The organism is Rhodopseudomonas palustris (genome assembly GCF_013415845.1).
In the GTDB taxonomy this organism is placed as follows: domain Bacteria; phylum Pseudomonadota; class Alphaproteobacteria; order Rhizobiales; family Xanthobacteraceae; genus Rhodopseudomonas; species Rhodopseudomonas palustris_F.
Genome location: NZ_CP058907.1, coordinates 3,066,965 through 3,086,439, shown reverse-complemented (window position 1 = coordinate 3,086,439; position 19,475 = coordinate 3,066,965). Strand labels below are relative to the sequence as shown.

Genomic DNA, 19,475 nt, shown 5'->3' with positions numbered 1-19,475 from the left:
TGCATTGACATTTAGCCGCCCGGTGGCCTGATATGCCCCTCCATTATCCGCCCCAAAGGCAGACCATTTGTTCAAACACTCGCAGCTCGAATCCGTCAAAGCCTGGGTGGCGCATCCGGCCCACGCGGCGATGCCGTTGCACGCACGGGTTCAGCGCGCCATCCGTCAACTGATCGTCGACGGTGTGCTGGGGGCAGGCAAGCCGCTGCCCGCCTCGCGTGCGCTTGCTCAATCGCTTGGCGTGTCGCGCGATACGATCGAGGTCGCCTATGGCCAACTGCATGCCGAGGGCTTCATCGAGCGGCGTGTGGGGAGCGGCAGCTTCGTCGCGGAGGTGACGGAGTTCGCGCCGGGCCGCCGCCTGTCGCAGCGGGACGCGCTGCTGCGCAGCCAGGCGCCGAAGCTCAGCAAGCGCGGGACCGCGATGTTCGGCAGCGGCGGCATTCGCGAGCAGTTGTTGCCGAGGCCGTTCGTCCACGGTGTGCCGGAAGCGCGGACGTTTCCGCTTCCGCTGTGGGAGCGACTGGAACGCCAAGTCCGCAAGGAGCTGGGCGCGCAGACCCTGCTACACTGCGATCCGCAGGGCACCGAGCCGCTACGCCGCGCCATTGCCGACTACGTCAACCTCGAACGCGGCGCCCGCGCCTCGGCGGATCGGGTTCTGGTGCTCACCAGTTCGCAGCAGGCGCTGTCGCTGTGCGCGAATATGCTGCTCGATCCCGGCGATCGTGTCTTCATCGAAGATCCGGCCTATTACGGCGCGCGCAAAGCGTTCGATGCCGCAGGTCTGGAGTGCGTTCCGATTCCGGTCGACCGTCAGGGCCTCGTCGTCGACCAGATCACGGCCCAGCCGCGCCGGGCCAAGGCGGTGTTCCTCACGCCCTCTCACCAGTTTCCGACCGGCGCGACGCTGGCGCTGGATCGCCGCCTCGCATTGATTGAATGGGCGGCGCGACATCAGACCTGGATCATCGAAGACGATTACGACAGCGAATTCCACTACGCCGGCAAGCCGACCGCTTGCGTGCAAGGTCTCGATCCGCACGACCGGACCGTCTACATCGGCACCTTCACCAAATCGCTGTTTCCGGGCTTGCGGATCGGCTACGTCGTCTTGCCGCCGCAGCTCGTGAAGCCGATGACGGTCGCGCGCACGCTGCTGGATGGTCACAGCGCCTCGATGGCGCAACTGACGCTGGCCCGGTTCATGGAGGGCGGACATTTCGGCGCGCATGTTCGCACGATGCGCGGCGTCTATGCCCAGCGCCTGGATGTCCTCGTCCGCCTCGTCCGCAAATATCTGTCTGGATTCGTCGAGCCGCGCGTTCCGGTCGGCGGCCTACAACTTCCCTGCGTGCTGACCTGCGACCTTGCGGAGCGTGTCGCTGTCGACGCCGCGCAGCGTGTCGGGATCGAGTTGCTCGGTCTGTCTGGATTGCATCACGCGCGCGACGGGGAGGCCGGCTTCCTGATGGGCTTTGCTGCGTACACGCCGCTCGAGATCGAAGGCGCCGTGAGGAAGCTCGCCAAAGCGCTTCGGGCGGCTGCGAAATCCTAAGCCGGCGCCGCGTCCCGCTGCGATCAATTGGTTTGGTCTTAGTGCCGGAAGTGGAGGGGATGACCAGACCACGCCCGTGCTAGATCCTGGTGACCGACGCAGCACGTGTCTTCTGATGCGCGCGGCAAGTCGTCGGCATCAAGGAGATCAGCCATGGGTCCATCCGTTGCGCCGCACGCCGTCCACACCATCGCAAACCCGGGCGTGAGCGCCGCCGGCCTAGTCGCGGCTGATCACGCTGTCGCGGCCGCGATCGCCGATGAAGAAGCCCGCCAGCGTGACTCGATCGAGCTGATCGCCTCGGAGAATTTTGTCAGCCGGGCGGTTCTTGACGCGCAGGGATCGGTACTGACCAACAAATATGCCGAAGGCTATCCGCACCGTCGCTACTACGGCGGTTGCGCGAATGTCGACGCGATCGAGGATCTGGCGATCGCCCGTGTCAATCAGCTGTTCGGCAGCGCCTACGCCAACGTCCAGCCGCATTCGGGAAGCCAGGCCAATCAGGCGGTGTTTCTCGCATTGCTCGCACCCGGCGATACGATCCTCGGCCTGGATTTGAAGGCCGGCGGCCATCTGACCCATGGGGCGCCGGTCAACATGTCCGGCCGCTGGTTCAAGGCCGTCAGCTACGGCGTAGACCCCGAGACTCATCGCATCGACATGGATCAGGTGGCGGCACAGGCGCGCCAGCATCGCCCAAGGCTGCTGATTGCTGGCGGGTCGGCCTATCCGCGGATCATCGATTTCGGCCGCTTCCGCCAGATCGCCGACGAGGTTGAAGCGATCCTGATGGTCGACATGGCCCACTTCGCCGGGCTCGTGGCCGGAGGCGTTTATCCGTCGCCTGTTCCGTTTGCCGATGTCGTTACCTCGACGACACACAAGACGCTTCGCGGGCCGCGCGGCGGGTTCGTTCTGACCAACGATGCGAACATCGCCAAGAAGATCAATTCAGCGACGTTCCCCGGGCTTCAGGGTGGCCCGCTGATGCATGTGATCGCCGCGAAGGCCGTCGCTTTTGGCGAGGCGCAGCAACCGGAGTTCGGAGCCTATGCGCAGGCCGTCGTCGAGAATTGCCGCGTGCTGGTGCAAGCGCTCGCGGATGGCGGGCTGACGATCACCTCGGGCGGCACCGATTGCCATCTCGCCGTTGTCGATCTGCGGCCATTCGGAGTGACCGGTAATATCGCCGAGCAGGCCTTGGAGTCGGTGGGGATCACGCTCAACAAGAACGCGATCCCGAACGATCCGGAGAAGCCAATGGTGACGTCGGGCATCCGTGTGGGAACGGCTGCCGGCACGTCCCGCGGCTTCGGCGCGGATCAGTATCGCGAGATTGCCGGGCTTGTCCTCGAAACGCTCCACGCCGTCCGCGCCGGGACGCTGGATGCAGCGCGGCAAGAGATCAACAAGAGCGTTCGGCGGCTGGCCGCGAGCTTTCCGCTCCCTTACTGATCAGGAGTATTCGTGTCACGATGCCTGCCAGTCCCGACCTCTTGCCGGACGAGATCGCCCGTTTCGGCGCCGATCCCGCCGCGGCCTTTGCGGCGAACCTGACGTCGGTTCGGGAGCAGATCTCGGCCGCTTGCCATCGCTGCGGGCGAAGCGACGGTGAGGTGCGTCTTTTGCCTGTCACGAAGACCGTGCCGGCCGGTGTGCTTCGCCGGGCCTATGCGGCCGGGATCTCAGAATTTGGCGAAAACAAGCTACAGGAGGCCCGCGACAAGCGCGACATCCTGGCGGATCTGCCGATCCGCTGGTCGATCATCGGCCACCTTCAGACCAATAAGGTGAAGTACCTCGTTCGGTTTGCGGCTGAATTCCATGCACTCGACAGTCTGCGGCTCGCCGATGAACTCAATCGTCGGCTGGATGCGGAGGGACGCGATCTCGACGTGTTCGTGCAGGTCAACACCTCAGGCGAGGCGAGCAAGTACGGTCTTGCTCCCTGCGACCTCGTTCCCTTCATCGAGCGTCTGTCCGACTATCCGCGGCTGAAGCCACGCGGTCTGATGACGCTGGCGATCTTCAGTGCCGAGACCGGACGCGTCCGCGGCTGCTTCCGGCTGCTGCGGGAGCTGCGGGATCGCGCGATACGGGTTCATCCCGACCTGACCGAATTGTCGATGGGCATGTCGGGTGATTTCGAGATCGCGATCGAGGAGGGGGCGACCGTGGTGCGGGTCGGACAGGCGATCTTTGGCGCTCGGCCGACCACCGACAGGTTCTACTGGCCACACGCAAGCGTCGACCGATAGATCCTGAAGATCAATCTGTCAGGGCTACTCGTCGTTGCTTGGCTGCGGCCCGCCGTGTGGGCCGTGGTCCTCAATCCGGCCCTCCGCGGTGTCGCGGAATAGGGCGGCTCGGACCAGCAGCATCAGCGTCACCGGGGTGGTGATGGTGACGAAGCCGAGGATCAGCACCTCGTGCAACAGCGGGCGCATCTGCAGCAGCGAGAAGCACAACATCGACGCGCCGATGATGAAGGCGGTGCCGAGCGTGGTCCCCAGCGTCGGCGCGTGGGCGCGCTGGTAGAAGCCGCGCAGCCGCAACAGCCCGAGCGAGCCGATCAGCGTGATGCCGGCGCCGAGCAACAGCAGCAGAGCCACGATCCATGCCGCCCAGGCCGGAAGATCCGCCGCGTGGGTCATTCGATCACCTCGCCGCGCATCAGGAATTTCGACAGGGCCACGGTCCCGACGAAGCCGAGCAGGGCGATGACCAGCGCCGCTTCGAAATACACGTCGGTGCCGGTGCGGATACCGACGGTCAGCATCAGCAGCATGGCGTTGACATAGAGGGTGTCCAGCCCCAGCACGCGGTCCTGGGCGCGGGGGCCGACCAGCATTCGATAGGCCGCGCAGGCCATGGCGAGGGCGAGCATCACCTGCGCAATCACGACCGACCAGGTCAGCACCACACTGCTCATTCGAAGATCTCCAACAGCAGACGCTCGTAGCGGCCCTTGATGCGGTCGATCCACTCGCTCTCGTCGACCAGATCGAGCACGTGGAGCTGCAGCACGCCGGTCTCCCGGGTGAAGTTCACCCACAGCGTGCCGGGCGTCGAGGTGATAATGCAGGCCAGCACCGCAAGGCCCTGCCGGCTGCGCAGCTGGAGCGGGATGTCGACGAAACCGGAGGTGATGTTGTCGCGCTGACCGCCGAGGATGATGCTGGCGACCGCGATGTTCGACCGCACCACGTCGATCAGCACCAGGCCGGTCAGCCGGATGATCGCGCCCGGATTGCGCACGCGGTCGGAGTCCGATTGCAGCAGGCTCAATAGCCAACCGCCGATCAGCGCGAACAGGCTGCCGAGCAGGATGGGCCCGAGCGCGATGCTCTGGCTGAGCCACAGCCACATCGCCAGCAGGCACAGCGAGATCAGCGGGAATGGCAACACCCTGCTCATGAGCCGCCTCCGAGCTTCACCCGCGTCTGCGCCGGGGCCAGCACGCTGTCGATATAGGCGGCTGGCGTGTGCAACGATTTCGCCGCGCCCTGCATGTAGGTCATCGCGGCCTGCGGCTGCACGGTCATCGCCGCGCAGCCGAGGAGCAGGAGTGCGATCGGAACGATCTCCGCAAGGCGAATCCGCGGATCGGCGCGTTCGGTCGGCGACCAGAGCGTGCGAATGCCGGCGCGGGTCATGGCGATCAGCATCGTCAGCCCCGACAGCATCAGCAGCGCCAGCAAGGTCCAGTGCAGCGGCGTGATGCTGCTGCCGGTGTCGCCGCTGAGCAGGGCGGTCAGCATCGAGAATTTGGCGATGAAGCCGGACACCGGCGGCAGGCCTGCGATCACCGCCGCACAGCCGACGAAGCACCAGCCGAGGATCGCCATCGACGCCGGGATGACCATCCCGACCTCCTCGGCGTCCGGATCGTCCGGCATGTCCTCGCCATAGGCCTCGCGCGTCACCGCCAGCATGTCGGCGCCGGGATCGCGACCGCGTTCGAGCAACTCGATCAGCATGAAGAACGCGGCAATCGCCAGCGTCGAGCTGACCAGATAGAACAGCGCCGAGGCTGTCACGGCGGCTGTGCCAGCAGCGGCCGCGACCGCCAGGACCGTGCCGGACGACACCAGCACGGCGTAGCCGGCGAGCCGCGAGATTTCCTGCGACGCCAGCGCGCCGATCAACCCGAACAGGATGGTGGCGATGCCGGCGGCGACCAGCCACTCGCTGCCGAACAGCGCCGAAGCGCCGCTGCCGACGCCGAAGAACAACAGCGACAGCCGCAGCAGGATGTAGATGCCGACCTTGCTCATGATCGCGAAGATCGCCGCGACCGGCGCCGCCGCGGCCGCGTAGGTCGTCGGCAGCCAGAAGCACAGCGGCCACATCCCGGCCTTGACCATGAATGCGACGCCGAGGATGGCAGCACCTGCTTCCAGCAGAGCTCGGTCCTGCGCCAGCACCTGCGGAATCCGGATTGCCAGATCGGCCATATTGAGCGTGCCGGTGACGGCGTAGATCAGGCTGACGCCGATCAGGAACAGCACCGAGGCGGTGAGGTTGATGGCGATGTATTGCAGCCCGGCCCGCACCCGCGCCTGCCCCGAGCCGTGCAGCACCAGGCCGTAAGACGCGGCCAGGAGCAGTTCGAAGAACACGAACAGGTTGAACAGGTCGCCGGTCAGGAAGGCGCCGTTCAGACCCATCAGCAGAAACTGCATCAGCGAATGAAAATGCGCGCCGCCCCGGTGCCAACGCGCCGTCGCGAAGATCGTCGACGCGAAGGCGAGTACGCTGGTGAGCGCCAGCATCAGCGCCGACAGCCGGTCCGCCACCAGCACGATCGCGAATGGCGCCGGCCAGTCGCCGAGCCTGTACACCGCGATCGGCGCCGTGCCGGTCGCTGTCGTGACATCCGCGGCGCGCATCAAGAGCAGCGCGATGATGCCCATCATCACGATCGAGGCGAGATTGGCGAACGCCTTGATCTGCTGATAGCGCTCGTCGATCAGCAGCATCACTGCGCCGACGAACAGCGGCAGCAGGATTGGCAGGATGATCAGATGGTCGGTCCAGCTCGTCATTCGTGGTCCCGGCCGTCGACGTGGTCATTTCCGGTAAGGCCGCGCGATGCAAGCAGCACCACCAGGAACAGCGCCGTGGTGGCGAAGCTGATCACGATGGCAGTGAGCACCAGTGCCTGCGGCAGCGGATCGGCGAACGCGTGCGGATCGGCGATCTGCCCCTTCTCCAGCACCGCCGCGGCCCCGACCTTGAGCCGGCCCATGCTGAAGATGAACAGGTTCACCGCATAGGACAGCAGCGCCAAGCCGATGATCACCTGGAAGGTGCGCGGCCGCAGCAATAGCCAGACCCCGGAGCCGGTCAGCACGGCGATGGCGAGTGAGACGATCAGTTCCATCGGCTGACCTCGGGCGTTGCGGCACGGCCGCCGGAGGGACGGCGATGGCCGCGGATCGATTGGTGCGCCAGGGCCAGCAGCATCAGCGCGGTCGCGCCGACCACGAGCGAGAACACGCCGAGGTCGAACAGCGCCGCGCTGGCGAGCGGCACCTTGCCGATCCACGGGATCTCGGCATAGGCGAAGGCGGAGGTGAGGAACGGGCGGGCCAGCGGCAGCGCCGCAGCGCCGGTGAACAGCGCGAGCAGCAACCCGATGGCGATCCAGCGCAGCGGATGGATGCGCAGCCGCGCTTCGATCCAGCGGGCGCCGCCCGCCATGTATTGCAGGATCAGCGCCGCCGCCATCGCGATGCCGGCCACGAAGCCGCCACCGGGCTGATCATGGCCGCGCAACAGCAGATACATCGCGGCGATGAAGATGAACGGAAACAACAGCTGCATGATCATCGCCGGCACCGCCAGATAATCGGCGATGGTGTCGCCCTTGCGGCGATCGGCGTCGGCATCGTCGTGCTCGTCCTGCAGCCGCTGCTGCTCGGGGATGTCGATGCTGTCGGCGGCGGGGCGGAAGCGGCGGAGCAGGGCGAACACCGTCAATGCCACCACCGCCAGCACGGTGATCTCGCCGAGCGTATCGAAACCGCGGAAGTCGACCAGAATGACGTTGACGACGTTGGTGCCGCCGCCGTCCGCGTAAGCGTGGCGCATGAAGAATTGCGCGATGCTGTCGGGCGCGGCGCGGGTCATCACCGCATAGGCCAGCAGCGCAACGCCGATTCCGGCAGTTGCAGCGACCGCGAGGTCGCGGATCCGCTGCACGAGCTTGAGGACGCTGCGGTTGGCGGTGATCTCGCCGGTCTCGAGCTGCTTCGGCAGCCAGCGCAACCCGAGCAGCAACAGCACGGTCGTGACGATCTCGACGCCGATCTGAGTCAGCGCCAGATCGGGTGCGGAGAACCAGACGAAGGTGAGGCAGGTCGTCAGCCCCGATCCGCCGATCAGGATCAGGGCGGCCAGACGATGGAATTTGGCGACTGCGGTGCCGCCGAGCGCGCAGGCGATGCCGACGGACCACACCACGGCGAGCGCCGGATCGATGCCGCCGAGCGCGACCGGCGCGAGGCTGAGACCGCGCGTCAGCACCGGCACCGCAGCCGCAATCAGCGCAACGCAGACCAGCAGCAGCAATTGCGGCTGCAGCCGGCGGGTGCCGAACACCCGCTCGATCGCGCGCGCCCAGCGCCACGACACGGTCACCAGCACCAGGTCGAACACCCGCTGGGTCTTGAACCGGCCGGCGAACAGCGAGCTCGTCAGCCCCTGCTGCAGCGGCTCGCGCAGCATCAGGTACAACAGCACACCGCCGACGAGCGCGATCACACTCATCAGCAGCGGCCAGTTGAAGCCGTGCCAGACCGCGAGGCTGTAATACGGCGTCGCGGCTCCGAGCACCGCATGCACCGCGAGCTGCAGGAACGGCCCGATCGTCAACGAAGGAACGATGCCGACCACCAGACAGGTCAGCACCAGCAGCTCGACCGGAAACCGCATCCAGCGCGGCGGCTCGTGCGGCGTGCGGGGCAGATCGACCGGCGGCGGGCCGAAGAAAACCTCGCGGATGAAGCGCAGCGAATACGCCACCGTGAACATGCTGGCGAGGGTGACGATATAGGGCAAGGCGTCGTCGAGCATCGAACCGTCATGGGTCTCGATCGTCTCGGCGAAGAACATCTCCTTGGACAAGAAGCCGTTCAGCAGCGGCACGCCGGCCATCGCCGAGGCGGCGACGATCGCCAGCGCGCCGGTCTTCGGCATGAACTTCCAGAGGCCGCTGAGCCGGCGCAGATCGCGCGTACCGGTCTCGTGATCGATGATGCCCGCCGCCATGAACAGCGATGCCTTGAAGGTGGCATGGTTGAAGATGTGGAAGATCGCCGCGACCAGCGCCAGCGGCCGGTCGAGGCCGATCAGCAGCGTGATCAGGCCGAGATGGCTGATTGTGGAGTAGGCGAGAAGGCCCTTCAGGTCGCGCTGGAACACCGCGAGGTAGGCGCCGACGATGAAAGTGGCGAGGCCGGTGGTGCCGACGATCCATAGCCATTCATTGGTGCCGCCGAGCACCGGCCACAGCCGGACCAGCAGGAATACGCCGGCCTTCACCATGGTGGCGGAGTGCAGATAGGCCGAGACCGGCGTCGGCGCCGTCATCGCCCGCGGCAGCCAGAAGTGGAACGGAAACTGCGCGCTCTTGGTCAGCGCGCCGAGCAGGATCAGGATCAGCGTCGGCACGTACAGCGCGTCGCCGCGGACCTCGGCGCCAGCCGACAGCACGGCGTCGAGGTCGTAGCTGCCGACGATATGGCCGAGTACGACGACGCCCGCAAACAGGCACAGCCCGCCGGTGCCGGTGATGGTCAGCGCCACGCGCGCGCCCTCACGCGCCGCGGCGTTGTGGTGCCAGTAGCCGATCAGCAGAAACGAGAACAGGCTGGTGAGCTCCCAGAAGAACACCAGCTGGATCAGATTGCCGGAAAGCACGATGCCCAGCATCGCGCCCATGAAGCCCTGCAGGAAGGAAAAGAACCGCGGCACCGGGTCGGACGGCGACATGTAGTAGCGGGCGTACAGAACGACCAGAGCACCGATCGCGGTGATCAGACAGGCGAACGCCCAGGCGAACCCGTCCAGCCGCAACGTGAAGTTCAGGCCGAACTGCGGCAGCCACTCGAGCTGATAACGGATCGGCACAGTCTCGGTGCCGGGATACAGCAGTACCAGCAGCGCCAGACAGCCGAGCGCGACGAGGGCAGCCAGCCAAGCCTCTGCGTTCCGCGCATTAGCCGGCAGCAGCGCCGCAAGCAGGCTGCCGGCGAACGGGAGAAGGATCACCGCGAGAAGATAGACGTTCTGCGGCATTCCTCGGTCCTTCCAATCCTGTTCGTCGTTCCGCAGCCCTTTCGGCAACGTTCTTCGTCACGATTCATTTTATGGGGTTCGAAGGCCCTCGGGGCAAGGCCAATGAGCCGCGTCGATCGCTCAAAGAACAGTCCGGGCCGGTCAGGGCCGGGCCGAATGTCGCACGAAGCCCTTGGCGATCGAGCCCGTGACACGCCCGTGCTCGCGGCGTCGGCGGCAGCAAGAAGACGGCACCTGCGATCTCTCGCTGTGACGGCCGGTCGTCGGTGCGACGTTTTACCCCACTTTCGGTCTTGCTACCTGTCCACGGGATCTGCTGATCGGTGACGTCGCTCAATGACCCGCACGCGCGGATCGCTGCACATGGAGGCTTGGTGCCGCGACGCCGACAGCGGCGAGGGGCCAGCGTCTAAGACCGAACGACCAAAGGAGCTTCTGGCGTGGACATTCCGCGGATCTTCAACATCAGCGAAAGCGCGCATCGCATCCACAATCCGTTCACGGCGGAGAAGCTCGCGGCGCTCGGGTCATCGCTGCGGATGGAGCCGGGGACCCGCGTCCTCGATCTCGGCAGCGGTTCGGGCGAGATGCTGTGTACCTGGGCGCGCGACTACGGCATCACTGGCACTGGTATCGATATGAGCCAGCTGTTCTCCGAACAAGCGAAGCTTCGCGCGCGTGAGCTTGGCGTCGCCGATCGGGTCACCTTCGTTCACGGCAACGCTGCCGGCTACGTCGCCGGAGAGACGGTCGGGGTGGCGGCCTGCGTGGGGGCGACCTGGATCGGCGGAGGCGTCAGCGGCACGATCGAGCTTCTGGCCCGTAGCCTCCGAGACGGAGGGATCATCCTGATCGGCGAGCCCTACTGGCTGCAATTGCCGACGACCGAGGAGGTCGCCCAGGGATGCCGTGCTCGTGCGATTTCCGACTTCCTGCTGCTGCCAGACCTGATCGCGTCGTTCGGCGCTCTGAATTACGACGTCGTCGAAATGGTCCTGGCAAGCCAGGACAGTTGGGACCGGTACGAGGCCGCAAAATGGCTCACGATGCGCCGATGGCTGGACGCCAATCCTGACGACGACTTCGCCGCTGATGTTCGCGCCGAGCTGACCTCGTCGCCGGAGCGCTACGCCAGGTATGGCCGCGATTACCTGGGCTGGGGCGTGTTTGCGCTGATGGCGCGGTGACGCCAAGTTGCTCGCCAGGGGCGGCTCGTTCAGCCAGCGTCCTTCGGGACCAGAAGTGAACACGAGCAGATCAATCCGTCCGCGAGGAAGTCCATCCGAACCTCACCAGCCAACTCATGGGCGAGCACGCGATCGATGACGCGCGAACCGAAACCTTTGCGCGAGGGCGCTGCCACGACCGGACCGCCGGCTTCCCGCCATTGAAGCAGGACTCGCTGCCCTTCCGGCGACGACACCGTCTTCCAGTCGATGTGCAGCGCGCCATTGTCGGTCGACAAGGCGCCGTACTTGACGGCGTTCGTGGCGAGTTCGTTGAAGACAATGCCCAGCGCCAAGGCGGCTTTCGGAGGAAACCGTACGTTGTCGCCTGCGATGAAAATCCGCCCCGAAAGACCGTCGGCTCTCTCGAATGGCTCCAATGCGTTCGCGATGATGTCGTGGAGGCCCGCGCTTTCCCAATTCTCACGGGTCAGGAGATCGTGCGACCTCGACAGCGCGACCAGCCTGGATTCGATTGCTTGCTGAATCGTCTTGGGATCGGACGACGTTCGCAAAGCCTGCCAGACGATTGCCTGCACGGTCGCCAGAACGTTCTTGACCCGATGATTCAGCTCGTCGATCAGCATTTTGGAGCGGGCTTCGTCCTCCTTGTGCTTGGTCAGATCGACAAACGAGGCAAAATACTGGATGACGGTGCCAGCCTCATCGCGAACGGGACTAATGAAGACGGCGGCCCAGAACTCGCTGTCATCCTTGCGGCGACACAGAAACTCGACGCCTTTGTCGGAGGTGCCTCCGAACTTCCCTGCGAGTTGCGCGAGCGTCTCGCGATCAGCATCATGCACCAGCATGGATGCTAAGCTTCGTCCAAGGACTTCGTCGCGATCGTAGCCCGTCAGGGATAGAAGGCTATCGTTTGCGAAAATAATCGGACAATTCGACCGTTCGGCATCAGCGAAGAGCATCGCCATCCGCGTCGTCTCGGCGGCGACAACAAATGGCCCGAGCTCGTTCCGAAAGCTCTCGATTTCCGCTTCCGCAACCCTCTGATGTTCGGACTTGTTCGCAAAACTCGACATCGCCACCATCATTTCAGTTGGGACGCCATTCGCTAATCGAGAATGGTAGCACCTCAACTGGCAGCTGTCGCCGAGTTATTCAACCGGATACCGTTTGCGATGATTTCGTATCCTTGAGGAACTATGAGGTTCCCCGAGAGTCATGGCGAGTGACGGTGCTGATTGTTGAGCGCGTAATGCCCTTCATGGACGTGAAGGAGTGATCCTCGATCGGATCATTCGAGCTGTGTCGACGGGTCGTGAGTTCTGATCGCCTGCTCGATCGCACTGCCACGACCGACACTGTCGGAATGCACAGAGGGGAGTCTCACCATGTCAATCGGAACAATCATTCTCGTTATCCTGATCATCGCGCTGTTAGGTGGCTTCACGGGGATCGGAGGCGGGCACTTCTACGGCACCGGATATTACGGAGGCGGGGGGCTTGGGCTCGTGATCGTCATCCTGCTGATCCTGCTTTTGCTCGGAAAGCTCTGATCGCAGATCGGCGCGACATCTCTGGTCGCTTCCCGAGACTACGGCAGGCACTCATCGATACAAGCTCAACTCCAAAAAAGGAACGCGCTATGCGTAAAGCAATCACATCCCTGGCGACAGCTGCCTTGCTAATCGGATCGGCGACCGTCGGCCCCGCAATTGCCCGCGATCGCTCTGACCGCGCCGACCGTGTGGAATTGACCACAAGTCAGCTCACCGATCAGGCGGCGGCCCGCGCAGCCCAGCTCAAAGCTGACCTTCGTCTCACGCCGGAGCAGGACAAGAACTGGGCGGGCGTCCAGGGCGCGTTGGTCGATGTCTGGAGGAAGCAGGCCGAAGAGCGCCAATCCTGGCGGAACGCGCGCGCCAATGAGACAGGCAGCACCGATCTGATCGAGCGGATGCGCAAGACTGGCGACGATCAGATCGAACGCGGCAATAATCTGAAGAAGCTCGCCGATGCCGCTCAGCCGCTGTACGCATCACTTGACGATCAGCAGAAGCGGCGCTTCACCGAGGCGTTGTTTCAACGGCATCGCGATCGCCGCTCGGATTGAGCTGAAGATCGCTTGAGCAGTTTCGCAATAGCGGGCGTCCTCTGGATGGCCCGCTATTCGTCCTTTTTGAGGCGGCGATCGAGGCGAAGCATGCAGACCGTGAGATTGAAGGTGGCGTTCGCCGGGGTAATCGGTGGTCTGTCGGGCCTGTGGCTCCTCAGCCTGGCCCCCGACCCATGGCAGCAAGGTTTCTGGGAGACCCGCGCGACGCTGGTTTATGGCTGCGGCGTGCTCGCGCTGGGGCTGATGTCCGTCGGCGTGATCCTGGCCGCCCGGCCGGTTTGGTTCGAAACGCCGCTGGGAGGCCTCGACAAGTTCTATCGCCTACATCGATGGCTGGGGATTTCGGCGCTTGGATTTGCGCTGGCGCACTGGCTGCTGCGCGAGGGGCCGTCATGGATCACGGAGCTCGGTCTGGTCGCGCTCCCGCCGAAGCCGGCGCACCCGCAAGAAGACGCCGCCCTGGGCTTCGATCTGTTTCGTGATCTGAAGCATCCCGCCGCCGAGGTCGGTGAGTGGGCGCTCTACGCCCTCGTCGTCCTGGTTGCGATCGCCTTGTGGAAACGGTTTCCCTACAAATACTTCTTCTGGACGCATCGGTTGATGCCGCTCGTCTATCTGGCGCTGGTGTTTCACGCCTTCATTCTGATCGACAAGAGCTACTGGACCAAGCCGCTCGGGCTGGTGCTGGCGTGTCTGTTGATCGCCGGGACGGTCGCCGCCGTGACTGCGCTGTTTCGACGGATCGGCAGTTCGCGAAAGGCATCCGGCACGATCGCGACGCTGTCGCTTTACGACGACAATCAAATGCTCGAGGTCGGCGTCCGGCTCGAAACGGCATGGCGCGGCCACGAGGCCGGTCAGTTCGCCTTCGTGGACTTCGACGACGCCGAGGCTGCGCATCCCTTCACGATCTCGTCCTCCTGGCAAAATGACGGGCTGTTGATGTTCTCGATCAAGGGACTCGGCGACTACACGCGAAGCCTGGCGGGCAGCCTGCATGTGGGGCAGGGCGTCGTCGTGGAGGGGCCGTATGGCCGGTTCAATTTTGAGGACGACAGCGGCCGGCAGATCTGGATCGGCGGCGGCGTGGGCGTCACGCCGTTCATCGCCCGGCTGAAGCAACTGGTGGGAGGCGGGCAGTCCAATCCGGTTGATTTGTTCTACGCCACCGATACGCCCGACCCCGGCTTTGTCGCTCCGATCGCGCAACTGGCCCGTCAGTCGGGGATCGCTTTTCATGTCGTGGACGGATCGCAAGGCGACCGCCTGACGCTTGAAAAACTCGCGGCCCTGGTGCCCGAATGGAAGCAAGCGGACGTCTGGTTTTGCGGCCCAAGCGGATTTGGTGATGCGATGCGCCGCGCGATGGTGGCGCAAGGACTGCCGGCGTCGCGTTTCCATCAGGAATCGTTCGAGATGCGGTGATCGACCGCCTTCGTTCACCGCGGCCCAGAAGATCCGCTGATCGTCCGGGCGGCAAGGGAAGGGCGCAGGGCGACGACAATAGCTAGGACGATACTAGATCGTGTGCCCCACCAGCGCGCCGATCGCTGCGCTCGCAGCCATCGCCAGAGCCCCCCAGAACGTGACCCGCAGCGTTGGTTTCAGCAGTCCGGCACCGCCGATGTGGGCGCTGACGGCGCCGAGGATCGCGAGGCAAATCAGCGATCCGCCGGACACGACCATAGAGGTCGATCCGGTCGGTGCGAGCAGCACGATTCCGATCGGCAATGCGGCGCCGACCGAGAAGGTCAGGGCTGACGTCAAGGCAGCCTGCACCGGCCGGGCGACGACGTGGGCGCTCAGTCCGAGTTCATCTCGGGCATGCGCGGCGAAGATGTCTTTGGCGGAGAGCTGTTCTGCCACCTGCCGCGCCAAGGCCGGTTCGAGGCCGCGGTCGATGTAGATCTTGGTCAGCTCATCGAGCTCGGAGTCCGGCGCGTCGGCCAACTCCTTGCGCTCGCGTGCCAGATCCGCCTGTTCGGTATCTGATTGTGAGCTGACGGAGACATATTCGCCTGCGGCCATGGACATCGCACCCGCAACCAGGCCGGCGACGCCGGCGAGCAGGACCTCCTTGGACGAGGTCGCAGCCGCGGCAACTCCGACGACCAAGCTGGCCGTCGAAATGATCCCGTCGTTGGCGCCCAGGACTGCGGCACGCAACCAGCCAATTCGATTGATGAGGTGGTTTTCGCGGTGAAGCGGATGCATGGGCCGACCTGTGATCGAGATTCAGAATTACTTCGCGGTCTCGTGGCGATATCTTCGGCGTGCAGCCTTCGGACGGATGAATGCGCCGTTGTCAGAGAGCCGGCAACAAACAATGTTACTTCCTGTCTCCTCGCGTCCGAATTGAAACCGACAATGTCTGATCTCATGCTGGCCGCATCGACCGCGGCCGACGACGCGGTCGCGGCGCCGACATTGTGCATCCGGACAGCCGACCGGCCAGGATCGCTTCCAGCGGGGGCTGAAGAATACCGACGACACAACGACGGAGACAGCAACCCTCGGCCACCGAACGAGTGATGGCTGCATCGCGCCAAACCCAACTCGTCGTTCGAAACCGGCTCGTGAAGAGGGGCTGCATTGGCCGATCTGGAGCCGACCTTTCGCAGAGTGCTCGCGGCTGCGCGTGGTGGATGACCGCCCACGGCGGCGGACAACGTCAGTCGCGATGCTTCGCATATCCGACCGCTGTCACGGCGCTGTCCGAGCTGAGCGTGGTGACCGCAGCTCAGCGAGCCAAGAAGCGCGTCCATCTTGGTGCATCGCCATGATCGTCGCGGGGGAATGCCGACCTTGCACTGGGCAAACCGAGTGTTGCTCCCCACATAAAGGCCACCCAAAAATCCGAATTTTTCAATGAATTCAGTCCAGCTCGCACCCCATAAGAAAACGCGGCGCACCCCATAAGACCGTCGTGGCCAGACGTTTTCACCCCATAAAGGCGTCGCGTTTTTCGAGCTTTGCCTAGCCGGGAGTGCGGTACCGAAACACCCTTCGCGGAAGCAACTTTACCGCTGCCGAAGCGGCCTACACCACCTGTGGTGCTGAAACGCTTTCGACCCGGTGCGAATCCTGCAATCGAGTGTAGGCTGACCTGTCTATCCCAGGTTGCGCAGCGTAGGTCATGGAACTGCATCTCGTCCCCGACACCAATCTGTTCTTCGAGTTCAGAACACTCGAACAGCTCCCGTGGGAGGAACTTGGCTTCGACCCGATCGTGCTGCTTCTGACGAAGCCTGTCTTGGACGAGATCGACAAGCACAAGAAGGGCAGTGGACGCACGCGCGACCGTGCGCTCGACATTTTCGGACGCTTCCGGAGCATGCTTACGCAAGGCGTCCAAGACGCTTCAATCCGGACTTCTGGACCTCACGTTGTTCTTCGCAGGATGACGAGTGTCCTGCCAGATCCGGCCTACAAAGATCATCTCGATTACGCGAAGGCTGACGAAAGGCTCATCGGGATTGTCTCGGAATTGAACAAAGAGGCCTCTGGATACGAGGTGAAACTATTCACAGATGACGGCGGTCCGGCGGGCATGGCACTCGATTTGGGCATCCCGTTTCTGATGATTGATCAGAGCTGGCGCCGTCCCCCAGCGGAGACGACCGAAGCGAAGCAGATCCGTGAGCTGAAAAAGGATCTGGAGGCCTATCGCGACCTCGAACCTAAAATTGCCATTCGCTGCGAGACGGCTGATGCTAATCGCTTTGTGAAGGTCATCGGCAAGGTCGCCAAGCCCTTAAAGGAAGAAGAAGTTGCCCAACTCATCGAGTTGCTGCTCCTCAAACACCCCATCCGTACCGATTTTACGCCCCCTCCGAGCGTTACTACTGTTGGAATCCGAGAGACCAAAACCGTCGAATACTCGGCTCCGACAGAGGAAGAGATCGCCACCTATCGCGACGTCCGCTATCCAGAGTGGATAAAGAGCTGCCGAGAAATTCTGACAAACTTCCACTTCGGACGGGACGAGGACGCACCGCCTGCTGTCCTTCAGTGGACGATGTCAAACGAAGGATCACGACCCGCATCGCGGGTCAGAGTCGAATTCGCGACTTCGGGGCCGTTGGCGTTGATGCGAGGAGGCAAGAACGACGACGTAGAAGACGAGGATAAAGGCTCAACTGTCAGATCATCCCCAAGCCCTGTGACACGGCTGCCATCTCCTCCTCAACCACCTGCGTTTCGAGAAACGGTCACATGCGAACCTTTGCCCGCCTCAAATCTCGAAATAGTGGGACGCGTACCATTGTCTTCACTGCGTGGCGTTGATATTCCGAAACAATATCAACATGCATTGGATGCAGCCAAAAGGCTGGCGACGTCTGGCGCGGTCGATGTCGGTGCGCTCAAGCGGTTTCAAGACTCAATGCTGGGTATCACCGCAGCTGATGCAGCTATGCGAGCTTCATTAGCCAACATCGTAGCGCCTACGATCACCCCTATCTCGCAGTTCTCGCTTCCTCCATACCTACGACGGGAGCCCCACAATCCTGAAGAATTTTACTATTCATCTTGGCCGAAGTCAGAGCTAGTTCGAAGCGGTGCGCAAACCTGTGATTTGTGGCGACACCAGACGAGCGATCATTTTATCGAGTTCGAAGTGCTCTTCGAAGGACACGGTGACGTCAGAGGCGTCGTAGAATGCAGTGTGCATGCCGAAAATCTCACAACGCCGCAGCAGCTGAAGGTGGTGGTAGAGCGGAATACCGTGTTCATTGAAGTGTTTGATTTGGCTATGGCGATGATCGAGTGCGGAAACTAATTCTCCCGAAATCGCCTGATGTACGGACACGCGTTCCGAACGCCAGCTCCCTTTGATGATTGAAACCAAACGCTTTCCAGGACAACGAGACGTTGTCGCCGTCCTTCCTCCTGAATTTGCGTCATGCAAAGTCCGTGGCGATCATATTTCAAGGTCGTCAGGATGTTTCGAAATGGAAATTGCTGATCGTCAATCGCTGAAAACAAGTTGCCGCTCCTCGCGCTGGAATAAGCAGCCAATCTTCTTCAAAGGCTACATGGGCTTCACAGACTCGGGCAGCGCCGGTTTTGATCTGCTTATTGCTGAACCGCCGCCTCCGCGAGTTCTTCAGGTGGAGTTGTGCAAGCTCGCCGATGAAACGGCAGTTACACTTTTGTTGGAAGATGAGTGCTCCCGAGCGTATCTTGGTCGCCAGGCAAGTGGTCTTTTCGCTAAATTGAAGCAGTTGCAAAAGGCGACGATAAGAATCCACTTTCGACGCAGAATTGTTGAAGAATATTCGGTCGCGGTGAATTTAGCAAAATTTTGAAAGTCGTCGCATAGGTACAGGCCATGGAGGGCAGCCATGGCCAAAGGCCTAAAAATGTATCGAGCTCGCAATGCATCGGGAGAGATAGTTGCGATCTCGCAAGCGATGGCAAACCAGTCGCTATCGTGCGAGGGTTGCGGGGCGCCAATATCGTACGTCTCGCCATATTCACGTGGTGGCGGCAAGATAAAGGTGGCTCATCATCTCCGCCTGGCTAAGGGGAATGATCACAACGACGATTGCAAGTACACGCTGGAAGCGCAACTCCGTTATCTCTCTGCGATCGGCAATGACATCGATGTTTCACGTCGACCCCTGAGTCTGTTGGCAAACGGCAAGTATCGATTGAGACTGAATATAATTCACGATCGCTTCAAGGAATTTGCCCATAGCCCTCGCGGAGGCGATTTAGAGAGTAATAGAGCGCGAACCGCGCAGGTGTGGTCTGGGGATATGCTCGCACCTTACTGCCGCACCGCAGCAGGATTGGCAAGAATAGCGGAATTACTCGAAGACGATTCTGTGGTTCGTCGTCGGATCGAAGTGACTTACAGGGCCTCGCCTATCGATTGGAGCCATCTATATTTTGGCGAAGGAAACGCTGGAAGATTGGTTCGATACCTTAGATCTGCGAGATATACCAAGAGTTGGCATCCGGTCGCGCTATTGGTTCGACCTAAAATCAGAAAGGAAGGCCACCTTCAATGTTATGCTGAGGAGGCTAAGCATAATGCCATTTACGTTGTCCCGAGAATCTGCGCGCAGCCTCATCTGCTTTCGCAGCTCGATCTCGATCGGGACTATTTAGTATTTGGCCAATGGTTTGCCTCTAGCGAATCGAGGCGAAGTTCAGATGGCAAGGTAGCATTCGACAATATTCAGGTAGAAGTTCATCAGAAGGCGCAGTTCTGCCCGCTGCTCGAGAATTGGGTGTGATTCGTTACGTGCGGGCGTACTTTAAGGCAATAGACCGCTTGACGCGTTTCATCGTCGCATTG

At 62.6% G+C, this 19,475-nt stretch carries 18 protein-coding genes; 10 read left to right on the top strand and 8 right to left on the bottom strand.

The genetic code is table 11. The features are described from left to right. The first annotated feature begins 67 nt into the window (after positions 1 to 67). The 3 genes from pdxR (at position 68) to HZF03_RS14090 (ending at position 3,819) form a co-directional block, all read left to right on the top strand. Positions 68 to 1,558: a MocR-like pyridoxine biosynthesis transcription factor PdxR gene (gene pdxR, locus HZF03_RS14100; RefSeq protein ID WP_119018747.1), complete on the top strand. Its 1,491-nt coding sequence runs from the start codon at positions 68 to 70 to the stop codon at positions 1,556 to 1,558. A 153-nt stretch (positions 1,559 to 1,711) separates the two neighbouring features. Next, the gene (locus tag HZF03_RS14095) at positions 1,712 to 3,016 is read left to right on the top strand and encodes a serine hydroxymethyltransferase (protein ID WP_119018746.1); all 1,305 of its coding nucleotides are present in this window, start codon (positions 1,712 to 1,714) and stop codon (positions 3,014 to 3,016) included. Between the two features lie 20 nt (positions 3,017 to 3,036). Continuing rightward, complete coding sequence (locus HZF03_RS14090; protein ID WP_119018745.1) at positions 3,037 to 3,819, top strand: YggS family pyridoxal phosphate-dependent enzyme; 783 nt, start codon at positions 3,037 to 3,039, stop codon at positions 3,817 to 3,819. 24 nt (positions 3,820 to 3,843) lie between these two features. Here the strand turns inward: HZF03_RS14090 and mnhG are convergent, their stop codons facing one another. The 6 genes from mnhG to HZF03_RS14060 are packed head-to-tail and all read right to left on the bottom strand — an operon-like array spanning position 3,844 to position 9,865. Beyond that, the gene (gene mnhG / locus HZF03_RS14085) at positions 3,844 to 4,215 is read right to left on the bottom strand and encodes a monovalent cation/H(+) antiporter subunit G (RefSeq protein ID WP_012496254.1); all 372 of its coding nucleotides are present in this window, start codon (positions 4,213 to 4,215) and stop codon (positions 3,844 to 3,846) included. Then, positions 4,212 to 4,493 (bottom strand): K+/H+ antiporter subunit F, encoded by a 282-nt coding sequence (locus HZF03_RS14080; protein WP_011158344.1) that lies wholly within the window; start codon positions 4,491 to 4,493, stop codon positions 4,212 to 4,214. Before HZF03_RS14080 ends, mnhG begins: the two co-directional genes overlap by 4 nt. After that, a complete protein-coding gene (locus tag HZF03_RS14075; RefSeq protein ID WP_119018744.1) occupies positions 4,490 to 4,978 on the bottom strand; it encodes a Na+/H+ antiporter subunit E in 489 nt (162 codons plus the stop codon). The genes HZF03_RS14080 and HZF03_RS14075 overlap by 4 nt, the downstream gene beginning before the upstream one ends. Further along, positions 4,975 to 6,609: a monovalent cation/H+ antiporter subunit D gene (locus HZF03_RS14070; RefSeq protein WP_119018743.1), complete on the bottom strand. Its 1,635-nt coding sequence runs from the start codon at positions 6,607 to 6,609 to the stop codon at positions 4,975 to 4,977. The genes HZF03_RS14075 and HZF03_RS14070 overlap by 4 nt, the downstream gene beginning before the upstream one ends. Then, positions 6,606 to 6,947, bottom strand: coding sequence for a Na+/H+ antiporter subunit C (locus HZF03_RS14065; protein WP_011158341.1), 342 nt, complete (start codon positions 6,945 to 6,947; stop codon positions 6,606 to 6,608). Before HZF03_RS14065 ends, HZF03_RS14070 begins: the two co-directional genes overlap by 4 nt. Beyond that, entirely contained in the window at positions 6,938 to 9,865 is a 2,928-nt protein-coding gene (locus HZF03_RS14060; protein WP_119018742.1) for a monovalent cation/H+ antiporter subunit A, read from the bottom strand. Before HZF03_RS14060 ends, HZF03_RS14065 begins: the two co-directional genes overlap by 10 nt. A gap of 440 nt (positions 9,866 to 10,305) precedes the next feature. Between HZF03_RS14060 and HZF03_RS14055 the strand changes: the two genes are divergently transcribed. After that, on the top strand, positions 10,306 to 11,052 hold the full coding sequence (locus HZF03_RS14055; protein WP_119018741.1) for an SAM-dependent methyltransferase: 747 nt from the start codon (positions 10,306 to 10,308) through the stop codon (positions 11,050 to 11,052). A 29-nt stretch (positions 11,053 to 11,081) separates the two neighbouring features. Here HZF03_RS14055 and HZF03_RS14050 read toward each other — a convergent pair whose 3' ends face one another. Then, positions 11,082 to 12,131, bottom strand: a complete 1,050-nt coding sequence (locus HZF03_RS14050; protein WP_234832251.1) for an HWE histidine kinase domain-containing protein — start codon at positions 12,129 to 12,131, stop codon at positions 11,082 to 11,084. A gap of 312 nt (positions 12,132 to 12,443) precedes the next feature. Between HZF03_RS14050 and HZF03_RS14045 the strand changes: the two genes are divergently transcribed. The 3 genes from HZF03_RS14045 (at position 12,444) to HZF03_RS14035 (ending at position 14,593) form a co-directional block, all read left to right on the top strand. Continuing rightward, positions 12,444 to 12,608: a DUF3309 family protein gene (locus HZF03_RS14045; RefSeq protein ID WP_119018740.1), complete on the top strand. Its 165-nt coding sequence runs from the start codon at positions 12,444 to 12,446 to the stop codon at positions 12,606 to 12,608. An 89-nt stretch (positions 12,609 to 12,697) separates the two neighbouring features. Beyond that, entirely contained in the window at positions 12,698 to 13,165 is a 468-nt protein-coding gene (locus HZF03_RS14040) for a Spy/CpxP family protein refolding chaperone (RefSeq protein ID WP_119018739.1), read from the top strand. Positions 13,166 to 13,255: 90 nt separating this feature from the next. Beyond that, complete coding sequence (locus HZF03_RS14035; RefSeq protein WP_119018738.1) at positions 13,256 to 14,593, top strand: ferredoxin reductase family protein; 1,338 nt, start codon at positions 13,256 to 13,258, stop codon at positions 14,591 to 14,593. Positions 14,594 to 14,686: 93 nt separating this feature from the next. Here the strand turns inward: HZF03_RS14035 and HZF03_RS14030 are convergent, their stop codons facing one another. Further along, the gene (locus HZF03_RS14030; protein WP_119018737.1) at positions 14,687 to 15,382 is read right to left on the bottom strand and encodes a VIT1/CCC1 transporter family protein; all 696 of its coding nucleotides are present in this window, start codon (positions 15,380 to 15,382) and stop codon (positions 14,687 to 14,689) included. Positions 15,383 to 16,304: 922 nt separating this feature from the next. Between HZF03_RS14030 and HZF03_RS14025 the strand changes: the two genes are divergently transcribed. From HZF03_RS14025 to HZF03_RS14015, 3 genes are all read left to right on the top strand, one after another. Continuing rightward, positions 16,305 to 17,948: a PIN domain-containing protein gene (locus HZF03_RS14025; RefSeq protein ID WP_119018736.1), complete on the top strand. Its 1,644-nt coding sequence runs from the start codon at positions 16,305 to 16,307 to the stop codon at positions 17,946 to 17,948. A 172-nt stretch (positions 17,949 to 18,120) separates the two neighbouring features. Then, positions 18,121 to 18,477, top strand: a complete 357-nt coding sequence (locus HZF03_RS14020) for a hypothetical protein (RefSeq protein WP_133303244.1) — start codon at positions 18,121 to 18,123, stop codon at positions 18,475 to 18,477. Between the two features lie 36 nt (positions 18,478 to 18,513). Then, entirely contained in the window at positions 18,514 to 19,413 is a 900-nt protein-coding gene (locus tag HZF03_RS14015; protein WP_133303243.1) for a hypothetical protein, read from the top strand. Positions 19,414 to 19,475: the final 62 nt, after the last annotated feature.